The organism is Arthrobacter sp. StoSoilA2, from assembly GCF_019977195.1.
GTDB lineage: Bacteria > Actinomycetota > Actinomycetes > Actinomycetales > Micrococcaceae > Arthrobacter.
On sequence record NZ_AP024643.1, the window covers coordinates 347,060 to 366,362 of the forward strand.

Genomic DNA, 19,303 nt, shown 5'->3' on the forward strand with positions numbered 1-19,303 from the left:
GCAGGGCGGTTTTAGTGGCGAAATCCGGTAAATCCAGCAAGGCAAGCAAGTCCGGCCGGGCGGGAAGGTCGACGGCGGGAGTCATTGAGCTGCCTGGTGGCACCCGTCCTGACGGTCCGGTAGCAGGCGTCTATTACATTGACACCGGCGACTGCGAACTGCTTCCCGATCCTGACAACAACAACGGCTGGCTCCTGAAGATCAACGGCGTGCTGAGCTCGCACATTGACCTCGCCGATCCACTGTTCCTTGACTTCGAATACATGCGCTGGATTGCTGCCCTGGTGGAATCGAGGTGGCCGCGGGAGACAAAGCCAAAGCTGCGGGCCCTGCACCTGGGCGGGGGAGCCTGCTCCATGGCCCGATACTTCAACGCGGCGTACCCGGATGCGCGGCAGGTGGTGGTGGAGCTCGATCGAAAGCTCGCCGACTACGTCCGTGGCTGGTTCGAACTCCCCAGGGCGCCCTTGCTCCGGATCCGCGTCGGTGAAGCGCGTGCAGTGACCGAGTCCCTGACCCCTGGTACGCGGGACCTCATCATCAGGGACGTCTTCGCCGGAGCTTTCACGCCACGCGCCCTCACCACCCGCGAATTCAACGACCACGCCGACGCCGTCCTGGCCCCCGATGGCTTGTACGTGGTCAATTCGGGCGACGCCCCGGATCTGAAGAATGCACGCGCTGATGCTGCCACCATCGCCGACACTTTTGAGCACACCATGATCATCGCCGACCCCGCCATGCTCAAGGGCCGCCGCTACGGGAACATGATCATGGCCGGCAGCCACGTGCCATTCGGCGACGACCCAACCCTTGCCCGCAAGCTCTTGGGCGGGGCCGTCCCTGCACACATATGGAACGACGCCCAAGTGCGGGCCTTTGCCGCCGGGACGCCGGTTCGGCATGACCCGCCGGCAGCTTCACCCGAGTAGCTCCTCCCGGCGGCGCTCCGTCTCCTCGCGCAGGGCCTGGACGACGGCGGCCACTGCGGGGCGGCGCATGGAGTCCGGGCGGAGGACCATCCAGTAGGGGAGCAGCTCCGCGAAGTCAGACGGCAGGAGCCGCACCAAATCTGCGTGACGATCGGCCATGAAGCAAGGCAGGAAGCCCACGCCCGCGCCGGCTCTCGTCGCCTCCACATGCACGAACACGTTGGTGGAGCTCAACCCATCGCGCATGGACGGCACGAGTCTTCTTGGTGCGTCCAGATCGTCCACTTGGAGCATGGAGTCCACGAAGTAGACCAGCTGATGCTGAGTGAGTTCCTCGATGCTCCGGGGCGTGCCGTTGTCCGCCAAGTATGTGCGGGAGGCGTACATTCCCAGGCGATACTCGCCGAGCCTTATTGCTTCTGCCCGGTGGACCTGCGGCGTCCCCACCACCACCTCGATGTCCAGGCCGGAGCGTTGCTGAAGCGCCCTGCGGGTGATGGTGACGATCTCAACGCTGAGCCCCGGGTGGTCGCGCCGAAGGCGGGCTACTGCCGGGGCGGCGATGTAGGCGCTGAAACCATCGGTTGCGGTCATGCGTACGACGCCGGTAATGGGGTCGGGTGCGCCATCGCTGGGTCCCAGCGCGCCCACCGCAGTTTCAATGCGTTCGGCGACCAGTACCGCCTCCGCCCCCAACTCCGTCACTTCCCACCCACCCGCGGCGCGGGCGAGGACGCGGCCGCCGAGGGCCTTCTCAAGGGCCGCTATCCTGCGCGAAACGGTGGTGTGGTTCAAGCCCAGGGCTTGTGCCGCCGTCGTGAATTTTCCCGAGCGTGAAACGGCGAGAAGTATCAGGAGATCATCCGGATTGGGATTCATATCTGCAATTTTGCACACACTTGGTGCCTCTTTGGTCATTGAGGACGGATGAATCTGCAGTAATACTCAGTGGAGCATTTCGTGTTGTGGATCACAGCATGCATCAGGGCACTGTCAAAAGGGTCAACGAGGACACTGAGGAGATGGATATGAGCGTAGAGCAGCGCTCCACATCAAAGGCCGGGAACGAATCCGGCAAGGGCTCCGGCCTTAAGAAGATCGTCGCTGCGTCCATGGTGGGCACAGTGGTGGAGTGGTACGAGTTCTTTCTCTACGCCACCGCCGCGACACTGGTTTTCGGCAAGTACTTCTTCCCGAGCACCGGCAACGAACTTGACGGCATCATCCAGGCGTTCCTGACCTACGCGGTTGGCTTCGTGGCCCGCCCGCTGGGCGGAATCGTCTTCGGCCAGATCGGTGACAAGCTCGGCCGCAAGCCCACGCTCCAGCTGACCATTGTGATCGTGGGCGTCTCGACGTTCCTCATGGGCTGCCTCCCCGGCTTCGCCGAGCTGGGCTACTGGGCACCGGCCATGCTGGTGGCGCTCCGCTTCATCCAGGGCTTCGCGCTCGGTGGCGAGTGGGGAGGTGCTGTGCTCCTGGTAGCTGAACACAGCCCCAACAAGTCGCGCGGCTTCTGGTCATCCTGGCCGCAGGCAGCAGTTCCCGTGGGCAACCTCCTGGCTACCCTGGTCCTGTTCATCATGTCCACCACCCTCAGCAGCGAGGCATTCCTCGGTTGGGGCTGGCGGGTCGCATTCTGGCTGTCCGCAGTGATCGTCTTCGTCGGCTACTACATCCGCACCCACGTCACCGAAGCACCCATCTTCCTCGAGGCCAAGGCGCAGGTGGAGGAATCGAAGGCCATCAGCTACGGCGTCGGCGAAGTCATCCGCAAATACCCCAAGGGCATCCTGCAGGCCATGGGACTCCGCTTCGCAGAGAACATCATGTACTACCTCGTGGTCAGCTTCGCGATCGTCTACCTCAAGAGCGTCCACAAGTACGACACCTCATCACTCCTCCTGGCATTGCTCATTGCGCACGTGATCCACTTCCTGGTCATCCCGCAGGTCGGGCGGCTCGTGGACGCCTGGGGTCGCAAGCCCGTGTACCTGGCGGGAGCGATCGCCGGCGCAACCTGGCCGTTCTTCGCGTTCCCCATGTTCGATACCAAAAACGCCGTCGTCATCGTGTTGGCCGTGACCATCGGCCTGTGCCTGCACGCCTTTATGTACGCAGGGCAGCCCGCAATCATGTCCGAGCTCTTCCCCACCCGCATGCGCTACTCCGGCGTTTCGCTCGGCTCGCAGGTTACATCGATCTTCGCTGGCTCGCTGGCCCCGCTGCTGGCAACGCAATGGCTCAAGGACACCGGCTCCTGGCTCCCCACCGCGATCTATCTCGTCGTCGCCTGCGCTATCACCGTCGTCGCAGTCGTTTCGCTGAAGGAAACCAAGGGCATCGCGCTCCAGGACGTGGACGAAGCCGACGCCGTTCGGCACGGACTGGCTACTTCAGCTGCCGGCACCGCAGCGAAAGGCTGATTCCATGGACAACTCCTTGAACGGACGCAAAGCACTGGTCACCGGCGGTGCCAGCGGAATCGGGGCGGCCTGCGCCCGGGCGCTCGCCGCACGCGGGGCGAAAGTAGTAGTGGCCGACGTCGATGCCTCCGGAGCTGCGGCCCTCGCCGACGAACTGGGCGGTACGGCGTGGACGGTGGACCTGCTGGACGTCGAGGCGCTGGCTGCCCTCAGCCTCGACTGCGACATCCTGGTCAACAACGCCGGAATCCAGAAAGTAGCACCGATCGAGGAGTTCGAACCTGCTGAATTCAGGCGGATACTCGCACTGATGCTGGAGGCCCCGTTCCTCCTCATCCGTGCCGCGCTCCCGCACATGTATGCCAACGGGTTCGGCCGGATCATCAACATCTCCTCGGTTCACGGGCTCCGGGCTTCGGCCTACAAGAGCGCCTACGTCTCCGCAAAGCATGGGCTGGAGGGCCTCAGCAAGGTCACTGCTTTGGAGGGCGGCGAGCACGGAGTGACGTCCAACTGCATCAACCCCGGATACGTCCGCACGCCCTTGGTGGAACGCCAGATCGCCGATCAAGCCCGGCTCCACGGCATCCCTGAATCAGAGGTCCTGGCGAAAGTGATGCTGACGGAGTCGGCCGTAAAGCGGCTGGTGGAGGTTGAGGAAGTGGCGTCGTTGGCAGCCTGGATGGCCTCGGACGACGCCGGCATGGTCACTGGCGCGAGCTACACGATGGACGGCGGGTGGTCGGCGAGGTAGCTGGTCCGCGAGGTGACAGTTAATGCCAATGTTCTGCGCGAACATTGGCATTAACTGTCACTTGGGCGCGGGGTTCCTAGACGGTTTCGTCCACGAGCTCCGCACGTCGCAGGCCGCCACCGCGGACCCATAGCTTGTAAGCGACGAACAGCAGCACGAGCCATGTGCCGCCGACGTAGAGTGCAACCCGCGTGTCCTCGAAGACCCCGAGGATCACGATCACCATGGCCATGAACGCCATGGTCAGGATGGAGGCTGCCGGCCACAGGGGCGAACCGAATTCCGACGCGGCAAGCCCCTTGCGCTTGATCTCCCGCTTCATGGCAACGTGCGAACCAAGGATCATCACCCAGACCCACACAGTGGCAAACGTGGCTATCGAGGCGATCAGCACGAACACGTCTTCCGGGATCACAGCGTTCAACACGACGCCCACAAGGAGGATGCCGCCCATCATCACCACGGTCATCCAGGGGACGCCGTGCCGGGAGATCTTGCCGAAGCTCTTCGGAGCATGACCTTGCTGGGCAAGGCCGAACAGGATGCGGCCGGCCCCGAAGATGTCGCTGTTGATCGCTGACAGCGCGGCAGTGATGACCACGGCATTGAGGATGTGCGGTGCAGCAGGGATGCCCAGGCCGTCGAAGATCTGCACGAACGGGCTACCGCTGCTGCCGATTTCGTTCCACGGGAAGATGCTCATCAACACGCCCAGGGTCAGGACGTAGAACAACAGGACGCGGACCGGCACAGTGTTGACTGCCTGCGGAATGACCTTCTTGGGGTCGGCTGCTTCGCCAGCGGTAATGCCGATTGTCTCGATCCCGCCGAAGGCAAACATCACGACGGCGAACGCGGCCAGGAGCCCTTCGAAACCGTTCGGGAACAAACCGCCGTGATGAACCAGGTTCCCCAACCCCGGTGCCACACCGCCGCCGTCGCCCGTCTGGAAGCCGAAGACGACGATTGCCGCGCCTCCGACGATCATGGCGATGATGGCCACCACCTTTATCAGCGAGAACCAGAACTCCAGTTCACCGAAGACCTTCACGCTCAACAGGTTCATGGCACCCAGGAAGAGAATGATCGCGAGGACCCAGATCCAGCGGTCCACCTGCGGGAACCAGAAGCCCATGTAGATGCTGAAGGCAGTGACATCGGCGATTGCGACAATGGCCATCTCGAACACATACGTCCAGCCGGTCACGAAGCCGGCGAACGGTCCAAGGTACTTGCTCGCGTATTGGCCGAACGAGCCGGACACGGGGTGCCGGACGGCCATTTCGCCGAGCGCACGCATCACCATGAAGACGGCTGCGCCGCCGACGATGTAGGCCAGAAGGACGGCCGGGCCGGCTTTCTGTATGGCGGACGCGGAACCGTAGAACAGTCCTGTGCCGATTGCGGATCCGAGTGCCATGAAGCGGATGTGGCGGACGTTGAGGCCACGGCTCAGTGCCGTACCGGCGGCTTGGAGGACGGTGTCCTTCGAAGCCAGCGTGGTTTGTTGCATGGTAAAACCTTCTCGTCTTTGGGAGGGGATCGCTAACCAGCACATCACTTTTGGCGGCCTTGTGATTGGCCTCACGGGGGTTTGGTGTCTTTGATCGCAGACAGTGCGACAGGAGTCACAGCCTCGCTCCGGGCCGGGCCAGCTCCCTTCCTTCACAGGGACGCTGATCCTGCGTAACGTCGGCTCCATGGACCCTGTCATCCAGACCGTCGATCTCCATAAGAACTTCGGCCGGGTCAAGGCATTGGACGGCCTCGACCTCGAAGTCCCTGCGGGGCAAGTCCACGGCTTCCTCGGCCCCAACGGTGCAGGGAAGTCCACCACGCTGCGTATTCTCCTGGGCCTGGCACGGGCCTCGTCGGGCAGTGCAAGCGTCCTCGGAATGCACCCATGGGCAGACGCCGTCAAACTGCATCGGCGTGTTGCCAGCGTCCCGGGCGACGTCAGCATCTGGCCGAATCTCTCAGGGGGAGAGACCATCGATTTCCTTTCCCGGCTTCGTGACGGCGGGACGGATCGGGCGGAGTATCGACGCCGAAAGGAGCGTTTGTGTCAGCTCTTCGACTTTGACCCCACCAAGAAGGGCCGTGCCTACTCGAAGGGAAACCGCCAGAAAGTTGCGCTCATCGCAGCCCTGGTTGCCGACGCCGAGGTCTACCTTCTGGACGAGCCGACAAGCGGTCTGGATCCCCTGATGGAGGCCGTCTTTACCCGCGAGATTCGCAGGCTCGTCGGTGAGAAGGGAGCTACTGTCCTCCTTTCCAGCCACATCCTCTCCGAGGTGGAACAGCTGGCCGACAGTGTGAGCATCATCCGCGCAGGCCGAATAGTGGACGGCGGGACGCTTGACTCCCTGCGTCACCTGACGCGTACCGGGATCTCTTTCGCGCAGGACCAGGTGGATCTCGGGGCCCTCCAAAGCCTTTCCCAGGTCCACGACCTCACGGTGGCCGCAGGGCGGGTCAAGTTCAGCGCCGATTCGGATCGTGTCCACGAGGTCCTGCCGATTCTTGGCCGTCTGGGTGTGCAGGGCCTCCTGGTCGCTCCACCGTCGCTTGAAGAGTTGTTCCTCCGGCACTATGGCGTTGCCCTTCCATCCCAAACAGAAGAAGTGAAGGCCGACGGCGGCACTCACCATCGGCGGCGTCGGCCGCCCGCCAAGACGGGCCTCTAAGATGAACCGCTTCGTGGATCTGTATTGGCAACGACTCCGCCGCGATCGTTGGCAGCTCCTGAGCTGGGTTGCTTCCATCGGTGCACTCGCCTATTTCGCCACAACAGCGGTGGCGTCGGCATATGGTGACGATGCTTCCCGCGCCGAGATCCTGCATATTGCCACGGCCACCCCGGCTATCTTGATACTCCGCGGCTTCGTCCGCGGCCCTGCCCTGGACGCGTTTACGTTTTTCCAGATCTTCGCCTTCCTGGGTGTCCTTGCCGGTTTGATGAATACCTTCCTGGCGGTGCGGCATACGCGCGCCGAAGAGGAAGCGGGCCGTGCCGAGCTCGTCGCCTCCACGGCTGCGGGACGTTGGATGCCGCTTGCGGCGACCATGACTCATGGGCTCGCTGCAAACGTACTGGTGGCCGCAGCCGTCACGTTCGGCTTTGTGGCCGGCGGGCTCGATGCCGCGGGCTCGCTGGTTGCCGGTCTTGCGGCCGGAGCCATTGGATTGGCTTTTCTCACGGTCGGATTGCTCGCGTCCGAGTTCATGAGCACCTCGCGTGGGGCAAACGGAGCGGCGGCAGGGCTAGTGGTTGCCGCCTATCTTTTGCGTGGTTTCGGGGACGCGACCGGCGAGGTCAGCCAGGACGGCCTCACTGTCACGGCAGCTTGGCCGAGCTGGGTTTCGCCCATCGGTTGGGGACAACAGACTTTTGCCTACACCGGAAACCGATTGTGGCCCCTGCTGCTTCCGCTGGGCCTTGGCGTCGCATGCGCCTCGCTTACCGCCGTCGTCATGTCCAGGCGCGATGTTGGCGCAAGCGTGCTGGCTGGACGTCGTGGCCGGACGGACGCCCGCCGCTCACTCCGCGGACCCTTCGCCCTGGCACTACGACTCCAGCAGGGCGCTATCGTCAGCTGGTGCATTGGCGGGTTCATCGCAGGGCTGCTCACCGGCGCCCTCGGCGCTGCCATCCAGCAGGTCAGCATCACGAATTCCTCCGTCACAGCGATCCTTAGGGCCATGATCGAGGCGCAAGGCACATCCATGACGCAGCTGGTCATCGCTGTCCTCTTTGAAATTGGTGGCATCCTGGCGGCGGCCTGCGGACTCCAGGCCGTTCTGCGATTGCGGCAGGAAGAAGTGGCGGGCACAGCCGAGCTGGTGCTTTCGGAACCGCTGGGGCGGATTCGTTGGTTTGGCAGCTTCCTCGGCCTTGGTGCGGCCTCGGTGGTGCTCGTTATGGTGTTCGCGGCATTCGGTGCCTGGTATTCCTTGCTGGTCTCCGGTGAATCAGTTGTTGAAGTGGGCAACGTATGGGAAACCGCCGGGGCTCAAATCCCGGCTGCCCTGCTCTACCTGGCGTTGCCCGCGGCGGTTTTTGTGACCTTTCCGCGGGCTACTGTTCCGGCGGGCTGGGCGTTGCTGGCGTTGGGCGTGGTGCTGGGGGTCTACGGCGGAATGCTTGGCTTCGACAAGTCGCTCAGGGACCTGTCTCCGTTTACGCACTCGCCAGTGGTTACCACCAGCGGAACCGATTGGAGCGGCGGCTTTTGGATGCTCGGGATTGGCGCGGCGCTTGTGGTGTTCGCGTTCGTTGCCGTACGGCGTCGAGAGGTTGGCACTGCCTGAACCGCCCTCAAGCAGAGGACAATAGTTAAGTCTGGTATTTCAGACACCGTAGTGGAAGTGCGGGCTGGCGCCGCGCCGCTTAAGAGGGCACGCTTGAGTACGGGATACCGGACACGTCGGGCCGGGAGAGGCTGGACGGTGTCCCCTTCAGCAGTCTTGAGCAGTGAGGAACCATGACAACCACGCCACTGGCACCAGGCAAGGCCACGTCCAAGGTCCCTGCCGCCGAAAATACGCTTCGCATCCTGAAACTTCTGGCCTCGCGCCGGGGGCCGATGGCGGCGTCGAACATTGCGACGGCGCTCGGCCTGCCCCGCTCCAGCGTCTACCACCTGCTCGGCGTCATGGAGGCCAACGGCTTCGTCCTGCATCTGCACGAAGAGCAGCGCTATGGACTCGGCATCAGCGCCTTCGAGCTCAGCTCGGCCTATTCGCGGCAGGAGCCCTTGTCGCGTCTCGGCCGGCCCATGCTGGCCTCGCTCGTGGACGCGATCGGCGAAAGCGCGCACCTCGCCGTGCTTCACGGCCGCGACGTCCTTTACATCGTGGAGGAACGTGCCAAGAACCGCCCAAGCCTGGTGACCGACGTCGGAGTCCGCCTGCCCAGCCACCTCACCGCGTCGGGCCGTGCGATCCTGGCGGCCCTGCCAAAGTCACAGGTTCGCGCCCTGTACCCGAACGCCGCCGCCTTCACATCGCGCCACGAGGTCGAATTCCCGATCATGAAGTACTCCGCCTTGTCCTCCCATCTGGACCAGGTGCGGCAGCGTGGCTACGCCACGGAAAACGGCGAGATCACGCCTGGATTCGGCTCTATCGCCGCCGCTGTGACTGACCATGTGGGATGGCCGACGGCGGCAGTCGCCGTTACGTTCCTGGAGGACAAAGTGCCGGCTGAGCAATGGCCGGTACTGGCTGCGCGCATCCGCAAGGCTGCCGACGAATTGTCGGTGCGCATTCACGGACGACCGGCTGGCTAGGCCCTTCGCATAGTCGATCCGCCCTAGTCGCCACGCGGCTTCGGTTCGCCGGGCTTCAGCGTGCCCGGTTCCGTGGCCTCGCGCTCGACGAGTCTGCGGAAGGTCTCCAGCTCACCGCGGAAGCTGCCCCGGTAGGATCCCATGGCGAAAATCCGCCCGAAGATCGCCGCGATGAATCCCCGGGTTACGAACTCCTGGTGGATGCGCGTGCCGCCTGCCTCGGGAGCAAACCTCACATCCGACTCGCCCTTGAGGATCGCGTTGCCGAACCGTGTGCGGATGTGCCAAGGCCGTTCGACGGCGAGGATCTCCGTGGGGCTGGCCATCCGTCCGAACCACACCGTGTAGCGGCTGCCGACCTGGTCGACCGAGCCGGTGCGATCGGTCACGCGGGTGACTCCGCCGATCCATTCCTGGAACCGGTCCGGATCCGTCCAGGTCGCGAAAACCCGCTCCGGCGGAGCCGCAACCAAGGTAGTCACTCGGAACGTTGCCATGGGTCCAGCATGCGCTCCTTCTCGCGCGAATGCGAGGGCTGGCCGTACTTCATCAGGACGCTTGGGCGGAGGAACGGCGAAGTGCGGCATGCGTCTGTAATCCCGGACAGCACCAGTTGAAAAGCCATTCCTGGGGCCTCGTAAAGGGGCTTTAGTAGAAGCAGAAGAACTTTCCACTACACACTTCCCAAAGACGAAGGAGTCATCATGGCACCCGCCGATTTCACTACTGGTGCCCGTCCGGTTAAGGCCGCGCGGGGTACTGAGCTTACTGCCAAGTCGTGGCAGACCGAGGCGCCGTTGCGCATGTTGATGAACAACCTGGATCCGGAGGTTGCTGAGCGTCCGGATGATTTGGTGGTGTACGGCGGTACTGGCCGTGCGGTGCGTTCCTGGGCTGCCTTTGATGCGATTACCCGCACCCTGGAGACGATGGAGAAGGACGAAACCCTCCTGGTGCAGTCGGGCAAGCCGGTGGGTGTGTTCCGTACCCATGAGTGGGCTCCCCGTGTCCTGCTGGCGAACTCGAACCTGGTGGGGGACTGGGCAACGTGGCCTGAATTCCGCCGCCTCGAGGCTGAGGGTTTGATGATGTACGGGCAGATGACTGCCGGGTCCTGGATTTACATCGGCACGCAGGGCATCCTGCAGGGCACGTATGAGACATTCGCCGCGGTGGGGAACAAGCTCGCCGCGGAGGGACGCCACCCGGCCCCCGCCGCCGAGGGCTCGTCCGAGGGCCCGTTGGCCGGCACCCTGACCCTGACCGGTGGGTGTGGTGGCATGGGTGGTGCGCAGCCGCTGGCGGTGACGTTGAATGATGGTGCGTGCCTGATCGTGGATGTGGACGAGACCCGTTTGCGTCGCCGGGCGGGCAAGCGGTACCTGGACGAGGTTGAAACGGACCTGGACGCGGCGATCGCGAAGGTCCAGGCCGCGAAGGCCGAGCGCCGTGGCTGGTCGGTGGGGTATGTGGGCAACGCCGCTGAGGTGTTCCCGGAACTGCTCCGCCGCCACAAGGCCGGGGACGTGACCTTCGATGTGGTCACCGACCAGACATCCGCGCATGACCCGTTGTCGTACCTGCCGGAGGGCATCACCGTGGCGGAGTGGCACACGGAGGCTGAGGCTGATCCGGAAGGGTTCACGAAGAAGGCCCAGGCCTCGATGGCCCGGCAGGTGCAGGCGATGGTGGAGTTCCAGGACGCCGGGGCTGAGGTGTTTGATTACGGCAACTCGATCCGTGATGAGGCACGCAAGGGCGGCTATGAGCGGGCGTTCGAGTTCCCCGGGTTCGTCCCGGCGTACATCCGTCCGTTGTTCTGCGAGGGCCTGGGCCCGTTCCGCTGGGTCGCCCTGTCCGGGGACCCGGAAGACATTAGGGTCACGGACGAGGCGATCAAGGAGTTGTTCCCGGAGAACAAGCACCTGCACAAGTGGATCGATGCGGCCCAGGAGCGGGTGGAGTTCGAGGGGTTGCCGGCGCGTATTTGCTGGCTCGGGTACGGCGAACGTGCCAAGGCCGGCCTGCTGTTCAACCAGTTGGTGGCCGAGGGCAAGGTCAAGGCCCCGATCGTGATCGGCCGTGACCACCTGGACTCCGGTTCGGTGGCGTCCCCGTACCGGGAGACCGAGTCCATGGCCGACGGGTCCGACGCGATTGCTGACTGGCCGTTGCTGAACGCCCTGATCAACACCTCCTCGGGTGCTACCTGGGTTTCGATCCACCACGGTGGCGGGGTGGGGATCGGCCGGTCCCTGCACGCCGGGCAGGTTTCCGTCGCTGACGGCACCGACCTGGCCGCGGAGAAGCTCGAGCGGCTCCTGACCAACGACCCCGGCATGGGCGTCATCCGCCACGTCGACGCCGGCTACGACCGCGCCGTCGAAGTCGCCAACGAACGCGGCGTCCGCATCCCCATGAACGAGAAGTAAGAACATGACCATCACATCGAACGAACAGCTCACCGTTACCCTCGGTTCCAGTGGCGTGACCCCGGAAGACGTCGTCGCCGTCGCACGCCACGACGCCAAGGTGACCATTTCCCAGGAGGCCCTGGATAACGTTGCCAAGGTCCGGGCACACATCGACAGCCTCGCCACCAGCGATGTCCCCGCTTATGGGATCTCCACGGGCTTCGGTGCGCTGGCCAACCGCCACATCCCCAACGACCTCCGCACGCAGCTGCAGAAGTCGCTGATCCGCAGCCACGCAGCGGGCATGGGCCCGGCGGTCGAACGCGAAGTGGTCCGCGGCATCATGTTCCTCCGCGCCAAGACCCTGGCATCCGGCCGCACGGGTGTCCGTCCCGTGGTCCTGCAGACCATGGTGGACGTCCTCAATGCAGGCATTACCCCGCTGGTCCGCGAGTTCGGTTCGCTCGGTTGCTCCGGCGACCTCGCGCCGCTGTCCCACTGCGCACTGGTCCTGATGGGCGAAGGCGAAGCAACCGGTCCCGACGGCGAACTCTATGGTGTGCCCGGTAAGCAGACGGTCGCTGAGCTGCTCGCACAGCACGGCATCGAACCGGTCACGCTGGCGGAAAAGGAGGGCCTGGCCCTCGTCAATGGCACCGAAGGCATGCTCGGCATGCTCCTGATGGCCATCGCCGACATCCGTTTGTTGCTCGCGACGGCGGACGTCACCGCCGCGCTCAGCGTTGAGGCGCTGCTGGGCACCGACCAGGTGTTCCTGCCGGAGCTCCACGCTGCCCTGCGTCCGCACCCCGGCCAGGCTGCCAGCGCGGACAACATGCTGCGCGTGCTGTCCAACTCGCCCATCGTCGCATCCCACCGGATCAACGACACCAAGGTCCAGGACGCCTACTCGCTGCGTTGTGCCCCTCAGGTTGCCGGTGCTGTCCGCGACACCGTGGACCACGCCGCACTGGTGGCTTCCCGTGAACTTGCCGCTGCGATCGACAACCCGGTTGTCCTGCCGGACGGCCGCGTCACGTCCAACGGCAACTTCCACGGTGCGCCCGTGGCCTATGTCCTGGACTTCCTGGCGATCGCCGTCGCGGACCTCAGCTCCATCGCAGAGCGCCGCACGGACCGCATGCTGGACCCGGCCCGCTCGCACGGACTCCCGGCGTTCCTCGCCGGCGACCCTGGCGTCGATTCCGGCCTCATGATCGCCCAGTACACGCAGGCCGGGCTCGTTTCGGACAACAAGCGCCTGGCCGTGCCGGCATCGGTGGACTCCATCCCGAGCTCCGCCATGCAGGAAGACCACGTGTCCATGGGCTGGCATGCTGCCCGGAAGCTTCGCAAGGCCGTGGAGAATCTCCGCCGCGTCCTGGCCGTGGAGCTGGTCACCAGCGCCCGCGCCATCGACATGCGCACGCAGATGTCCGACGGCGAACTGACCCCGGGCCCGGCCGGCACGGCTGTGCTTGAGGTGCTTCGTGAAGTGGTCCAGGGACCGGGAACCGATAGGTTCCTGTCGCCCGAACTCGAAGCGGCTGACCGCCTGGTTGGCTCCGGTGCGGTCCGTGCGGCCGCCGAATCCGCCGTCGGGGTTTTGGCCTGACGTCGAATAAAACGCTCATTTGATGGGCAAATTTGTCACGTCCCGGAAATTGTTCGCAACGCAATCTCCGGGGCGTGACAAATGTAGTAGAACTTATGGTGTACGTCACGTCCACGTCAACGACGCCGTGGGCTTGACGGTCAACCGTTCATAACTCAATACACAACAGCGAACATCCACAAAGGGGTAGAAGTTCAATGAAGGCACGTGGAGCAGTCCTCTCCAGACGAAACGCACACTCGGTTACGGTTTCGGACTGGAGGCAACTCAAGGTTGGCGAGCGCGTGGAGGTAGTCAAGTACGCGCACGTGATCGCGGCAGGGCTGATCGAGGAAGTCTCCGGCAGCGGAAATGTGGTGTGGCTTGAGCACTCAGGGCCGGGCGTCACCGAGGAAGGCAAGGAACTGTTCATGAAGTCCGACGGCGTGACTCTCCGCCGGGCGTAATGAAGCAAAAAGCCGGGGCTTGGGCCCCGGCTTTTTGCTTTTCTACTACAACTGCAATTACTACTATTACGCAGCGAGCACTTCGTGGGTTTGGCCGAAGGGAACGGATTCGTCCAGGGCCACTGTGTAGGTGCCGGGCTCGTGCCGGGTCACCAGAATGCCGCAGTTGGCATCTGCTGCTGCGTTCTTGATCAAAGCATCCACGGCGCGTTCAAGGCCGTCGTGGATCTCGTCTGCCTTGGAGAAGGACAGGCGAATTTCGCGTTCTGCAGTCATTGCAGCGGTCATTTGGGTGCCTCCTATTACTTGCCGCATGCGAGGGCGACCCGTCAATCATAGGACGTTTGACGCTAAATTTGTAAGATGACCGGCAGTATTGGTGACCGACGCCTCATCTCCGGACCATGGCGCGAAGCAGCTTTACCGCGACGGAGAGCGCTGCAATGTCCACGGGACCGGGCTTGATGGCCTCCTTGATGGTCTCCTGGACGCGTGCCAGTTGTTCGATGTTTCCACGTTCCCAGTCCATGATTCGCTCCACTGGGTCTGACGTCGTGGGAGTCGCCGCACCAGAGATCCGGGGCGTGTGCCGCACTACCGCTTTGGTCATGTCCGCGAGCACCAGGTACATGTCATCCCGCAAAGCCGCACGTGCAAGCGACTCCCAGTGAGTGTCCCGGGGAAGCATGGTGATGTGCTGCAGGAGGGGGATGGCCGAGATCCTTTCGAAGACGGCGAAGTACACCTCAGCCACGGCGTCAACGGGTTCCTGGAGTTCCTCGGCGATCGCGGAAATATCCAGCAAGCCGTAACTGACCAGCAGTTCCGAAGCCCGGACACCCAAAGCGTGGGGAATGCCCACTGAATCGGTGTAGGCCAGGCGCTCCTGCGAGTAGGCGAGGTTGATGCCGTGCAGGAAGCGCGTGAAGTTGGCCCGCATTACGGACATGGGCCGTTCGAGCCGTGCCAGGGCGTCATCAATGGGCTTGTCGCGGAAATCGTGGGTCACGTACCAGCGGACGGACCGGTCCAGCAACCGCCGCATGTCCAGGGCAACGGCTGCTCCATGCTCGCGGGGAGTGCTCGGCGGCAATTGGGCGATGGCGCCTGTGACGGCGTCAAAGTCCCAGATTTGCCGCATCACTACGAACGCCCGGGCCACCGCGGAGGCAGAAACCGTGGTTTCCTCCATCGCGCGGAAGGCGAACGCTATGCCGCCCATGTTGATCATGTCGTTGGCCACTACCGTGGCAACGATTTCCCGGCGCAGGGGATGCGTGGAGAGGTGTTCGCCGAACCGTTCCGAGACTTGCTTGGGGAAATAGCCGCGAAGGGTTTGAGAAAACCAAGGATCATCCGACAAACCGCCCTCTGTGAGTTCGCGGGCGAGTTCGATCTTGGCGTAGGCGGCCAAAACGGCGAGTTCCGGAGTGGTTAGTCCCTTGCCCGTGAGGACCCGTGCTTGAAGTTCGGCGTTGCTGGGAAGATATTCGAGTTCCCTGTCCAGATCTGTGACTGACTCGAGCCAATCCATGGTCCGTTCAAAGCTGGGGCTCCATTCCAGCGCCAATTGCTTGTCATTGAGGAGCAGGACGTTCTGGTCATCGTTGGTTTTCAGGACGAGCCGTCCAACCTCGTCTTGGAGCGAGTGCAGGAATCCGGTTCTCTCTGCCGCAGACATCCTGCCTGCGGAGATCATGCGGTCAAGGAAGATCTTTATATTCACTTCATGGTCCGAACAATCCACGCCGGCTGAATTATCGATCGCGTCGGTATTGACCAGGACGCCTGCCAAAGCTGCTTCGATCCGGCCGCGCTGGGTTACTCCAAGATTGCCGCCCTCGGCAATGATGTGCGCGCGCAGATCCCCGGCATTGACCCGGATGGCGTCGTTTGATTTATCTCCCACATCGGCATTGGACTCGGTGGATGCCTTGATATAGGTACCGATTCCGCCGTTGTACAGGAGGTCCACAGGGGCAGTGAGGACTGCGCGGAGAAGCTCAGGCGGGCTCATCGCCAGCTGGCCATTCGCATCCGTGCCTTCAGCCAACCCCAGGGCGAGCCGGACTTGTTCCGTGATCAGGATGGATTTTTCCGTCCGGGCAAAGATTCCGCCGCCTTCGCTCAGCTTGGTGCGGTCATAATCGGCCCAGGAGGAGCGTGGCAGTTTGAAGAGCCGTTCCCGCTCGGCGTAGGAGACCTCGGGGTTCGGCGTAGGGTCAAGGAAAATGTGCCGGTGATCAAAGGCGGCTACGAGCTTGATGTGGTGGGAGAGGAGCATGCCGTTGCCAAAGACGTCTCCGCTCATGTCTCCGATGCCAACCACCGTGAAATCCTCGGCACGGCAATCCACCAGGAGTTCACTGAAATGGTGCCGCACGGATTCCCAAGCACCCCGGGCCGTGATCCCCATCTGCTTGTGGTCATAACCCACTGAGCCTCCGGAAGCGAAGGCGTCACCCAACCAGAAGCCGTACTCCCCGGCAACGGCGTTGGCAATGTCGGAGAAGGTTGCTGTTCCCTTGTCAGCGGCCACAACGAGGTAGTAGTCGTCGCCATCGTGCCGCACCACCCGCGGTGGCGCGAGTACGCGGCCGCTGCTTCCGCCGTCGGGATCCGGCACCAGGTTGTCGGTGATATCCAGCAACCCGCGGATGAATGTCCGGTAGCTTTCCTGACCTTCCGCGAACCAGGCAGCACGGTCCTCTGCCGGGTCCGGGAGCCGTTTGGGGAAGAACCCGCCTTTGGCTCCGGTGGGAACAATCACGGCATTCTTGACCGTCTGGGCTTTGACGAGCCCCAGGATTTCCGTCCTGAAGTCTTCCCTCCTGTCCGACCACCGAAGGCCACCGCGGGCTATCGGACCGAAACGCAGATGGACGCCTTCAACGCGCGGCGAATAGACCCAGATCTCGAATTTCGGGCGGGGCGCAGGGGCAGCCGGGATGCTGGCGGGGTTGAGCTTGAAGCTGATGAAGGGCTTGTTGAGATAGAAGTTCGTGCGGAGCGTGGCATCCACCAGGCTCGCCAGGGAACGCAGCAACCTGTCGGCGTCCAGGACAGGGACGGCGTCGATGGCCTCCATCAGGTTCGTCCGGGCTCTATGAACGGCCTGGGTCCTGTGGCTGAGTTCGCTGCTTCCCTCTTCGAACAGATCGCCCCTGGCCGGCTTTGGCTCGCCATGACCGGAATTGAGGAGTTCCGGTTCAAACAAGTCCGGAGCGAAGCGGTCAGGATTGAATTTTGCCTCGAACAATTCAAGCAAGGCATGCGTGGCCAGGGCGTTCCCGCGGAGTGTGTCAGCGATGAAACCATAGGAGTTGGTGCTCCCGAGTTGGCGGAGGTACTTGGCATACGCGCGCAGGATGGCAACCCGCCACCAGTCGATACCCTCCTTGATGACCAACGCGTCCAAAGCGTCTGACTCGGCGTCACCGCGCATCGCGGCACAGAACGCGTCGGCCAGCAGATCCCCCGTGGCTACAGGGTCAAGCCCGCGCGGATACTTCAGGCCGAGGTCGTAAAGGAAGAACTGCCGCCCGTCGGCACGATGAACGTCGAAAGGCCGCTGGTCCAGGACCTTCAAGCCCAGGTTATGGAAGAAAGGAAGGATCTCGGTCAGGCTCTGCGGGCGCGTTAAGTAGAGCCGGATCCGGGCATCCTCACTGAGGACTGCCGTACCGGGACGTTGGTAAACGGTGAGGAGGGGATCTGCTTCGTCCACAGAACCCGGCTCTGCCGGAAAACTTTCGAACCTGGCAATATCCTCAACTGCGTCCTCCACCTCATAATCGGCCTTGTAGCTGGCCGGAAACGCGGCTGCCCACTGCCTGGACAACCTGGCCGCCTCTTCCCGCGGATACCTCGTTTGGAGGGCCTCGTCCAGGCCTTGCGCCCAGGACCTCGTAGCGGCGATGATCCTCTGCTCGAGGGCTGCCGCGTCCACCACCGCCGGAGCACCTTCGTGCCGTGAGGGGTCCTGTGGCAAAAGGATCCGGAAGAACACGCGAGCCATGGCGGATTCGCCCAACCGAAGCTCGAACTCTATGGCATCCGAGCCAAATGCCTCGCGCAACTCGCGCTCGATGTTGAGCCTGACGGCCGTGCTGTACCTGTACCTGGGGAGGAAAACCAGTGCTGTCATGAACCTGCCGAAGGAGTCAGGACGAAGAAAGAGCCGGGTGCTATGGCGTTCCTGGAGCCGGAGGATCTCGCGCGCACGGATGGCCAGCTGCCCGGCATCAACATGGAACAGTTCGTCCCGCGGATACGCCTCCAACACCGCAAGGAGCTCCTTGGCGTGATGTGACGACGCCGGGTAGCCGAAGGCCCGCAGCACTTCCTGCACTGTGTCCCGGATGACCGGGATCTGCTGGGCCGGGCGGGCTGTTGAACTGGGGGAGAAGAGGCCAACAAAAGTGCACGCGCTGGTGTTGGTGCCGTTCCCGTCCGCTGTGGCAATGCTGATCTCGTCGAGGTAGGCACGGCGAAGAACCGTTGAGCGAAGCGTGGATTTGGTGAGTGTAAGCACCTGGCCGGAAACCTCGCCCGGCGCCGCAGGACCGGCCGCATCACGGAGGAGTCCGAGCCCGCGGCGCCCGCGGAATCCCAGGAACACAAAGTTCCCGTCGTCCAGCCACCGCAGCAGCTCCTGCGCTTCACCCGCCGTCCGGTCTTTTGCCGCAGACCCCTCCAGTGCACCGATTTCGTGCAGCAGTTCCTCGTGGATGGCATCGGCGTCCTCGGCCGCTGCCCGGACATCACCCAGGACCTTGTTCAACCTGCCCACCAGCAGCTCCGCGCTCGCGTTGTCCGGAATCCGGGGGATCTCGATCGCTATCCACGCCTCCGTGAGCCGTCCGCCGTCGTTCCCGTCCGTCGAAGGTGCCGGCGTCGCCCGCGCATGATCTTCGGAACGTTCGACGCCGGTGGGCAGCCCCGCGCGGTGGGGTCCCCTGTGGATATCGATCAGGCGGTGGGTGGCGGGGTCCCGCGTGACGCTGAAAGTCGGGTGGACCAGAAGCCGGATGGAAGCGGTGTCACGAGAGATCTCGGCCGTGACGGAGGGAACGAGATAGGGCATGTCGTCCGTGACGATTGCCACCAGGCTGGTATCTGTTTCGTTCAGGACCCCGATGACTGCTTGTCCAGTCTCACGGCGTTCTGCCAACGAGCGGTGATAGCGGGCCCGTTCCAACAACGTTTCAGTTGTGTAGCTGCGGACGTCGTCGTCCGTGACGTGCTCGTAGTAGTCGGTCAGGAATCCGTCCGCCGGCTCCGTAATTGGTGCCATGTCGCTGCGCCTCCGCTGCGCAAAGGAGCGGCCGTGCTGCTGCGGTCGGCAAAGTCCATGCGCCTCATTTCATGATCGCTTAAATCCCGCGAGATGACAGTTGATGACGGTGTTTGGGCAAGACATTGG

14 protein-coding genes are annotated in these 19,303 nt (G+C 63.4%); 9 read left to right on the forward strand and 5 right to left on the reverse strand.

Translation table 11 applies throughout. The annotated features are described in order from the left end of the window. The first annotated feature begins 14 nt into the window (after positions 1–14). Positions 15–932 carry a fused MFS/spermidine synthase gene (locus LDN82_RS01710; RefSeq protein WP_224166141.1) on the forward strand — a complete coding sequence of 306 codons (918 nt, stop codon included), beginning with the start codon at positions 15–17 and terminating at the stop codon, positions 930–932. Here LDN82_RS01710 and LDN82_RS01715 read toward each other — a convergent pair. After that, positions 921–1,811, reverse strand: coding sequence for a LysR family transcriptional regulator (locus LDN82_RS01715; RefSeq protein WP_224166142.1), 891 nt, complete (start codon positions 1,809–1,811; stop codon positions 921–923). The genes LDN82_RS01710 and LDN82_RS01715 overlap by 12 nt on opposite strands. Before the next feature lie 149 nt (positions 1,812–1,960). Between LDN82_RS01715 and LDN82_RS01720 the strand changes: the two genes are divergently transcribed. Together LDN82_RS01720 and LDN82_RS01725 are read left to right on the forward strand one after the other, a co-directional pair. After that, complete coding sequence (locus tag LDN82_RS01720) at positions 1,961–3,358, forward strand: MFS transporter (protein ID WP_224094913.1); 1,398 nt, start codon at positions 1,961–1,963, stop codon at positions 3,356–3,358. Positions 3,359–3,362: 4 nt separating this feature from the next. Next, positions 3,363–4,112, forward strand: a complete 750-nt coding sequence (locus LDN82_RS01725) for a 3-hydroxybutyrate dehydrogenase (RefSeq protein ID WP_224166143.1) — start codon at positions 3,363–3,365, stop codon at positions 4,110–4,112. A 76-nt stretch (positions 4,113–4,188) separates the two neighbouring features. On the opposite strand, the gene LDN82_RS01730 is transcribed toward LDN82_RS01725, so the two are convergent. Beyond that, positions 4,189–5,625, reverse strand: a complete 1,437-nt coding sequence (locus tag LDN82_RS01730) for an amino acid permease (protein WP_224166144.1) — start codon at positions 5,623–5,625, stop codon at positions 4,189–4,191. Positions 5,626–5,812: 187 nt separating this feature from the next. Here LDN82_RS01730 and LDN82_RS01735 point away from each other — a divergent pair, with 187 nt between their 5' ends. The 3 genes from LDN82_RS01735 (at position 5,813) to LDN82_RS01745 (ending at position 9,403) form a co-directional block, all read left to right on the forward strand. Then, positions 5,813–6,799, forward strand: coding sequence for an ABC transporter ATP-binding protein (locus tag LDN82_RS01735; protein ID WP_224167437.1), 987 nt, complete (start codon positions 5,813–5,815; stop codon positions 6,797–6,799). 1 nt (position 6,800) lies between these two features. Next, on the forward strand, positions 6,801–8,423 hold the full coding sequence (locus tag LDN82_RS01740) for a hypothetical protein (protein WP_224166145.1): 1,623 nt from the start codon (positions 6,801–6,803) through the stop codon (positions 8,421–8,423). Positions 8,424–8,596: 173 nt separating this feature from the next. Then, entirely contained in the window at positions 8,597–9,403 is an 807-nt protein-coding gene (locus LDN82_RS01745) for an IclR family transcriptional regulator (RefSeq protein ID WP_224166146.1), read from the forward strand. A gap of 23 nt (positions 9,404–9,426) precedes the next feature. Here LDN82_RS01745 and LDN82_RS01750 read toward each other — a convergent pair whose 3' ends face one another. Continuing rightward, entirely contained in the window at positions 9,427–9,900 is a 474-nt protein-coding gene (locus tag LDN82_RS01750) for an SRPBCC domain-containing protein (RefSeq protein WP_224166147.1), read from the reverse strand. 207 nt (positions 9,901–10,107) lie between these two features. Between LDN82_RS01750 and LDN82_RS01755 the strand changes: the two genes are divergently transcribed. The 3 genes from LDN82_RS01755 (at position 10,108) to LDN82_RS01765 (ending at position 13,878) form a co-directional block, all read left to right on the forward strand. Beyond that, positions 10,108–11,835, forward strand: coding sequence for a urocanate hydratase (locus LDN82_RS01755; protein WP_224166148.1), 1,728 nt, complete (start codon positions 10,108–10,110; stop codon positions 11,833–11,835). Positions 11,836–11,839: 4 nt separating this feature from the next. Beyond that, positions 11,840–13,432: a histidine ammonia-lyase gene (hutH, locus tag LDN82_RS01760; protein ID WP_224094925.1), complete on the forward strand. Its 1,593-nt coding sequence runs from the start codon at positions 11,840–11,842 to the stop codon at positions 13,430–13,432. Positions 13,433–13,629: 197 nt separating this feature from the next. Then, positions 13,630–13,878 carry a hypothetical protein gene (locus tag LDN82_RS01765; RefSeq protein WP_216922354.1) on the forward strand — a complete coding sequence of 83 codons (249 nt, stop codon included), beginning with the start codon at positions 13,630–13,632 and terminating at the stop codon, positions 13,876–13,878. Between the two features lie 66 nt (positions 13,879–13,944). Here LDN82_RS01765 and LDN82_RS01770 read toward each other — a convergent pair whose 3' ends face one another. Further along, positions 13,945–14,166, reverse strand: coding sequence for a hypothetical protein (locus LDN82_RS01770; RefSeq protein WP_216922352.1), 222 nt, complete (start codon positions 14,164–14,166; stop codon positions 13,945–13,947). 103 nt (positions 14,167–14,269) lie between these two features. Further along, entirely contained in the window at positions 14,270–19,174 is a 4,905-nt protein-coding gene (locus LDN82_RS01775) for an NAD-glutamate dehydrogenase (protein WP_224166149.1), read from the reverse strand. Positions 19,175–19,303 lie beyond the last annotated feature (129 nt).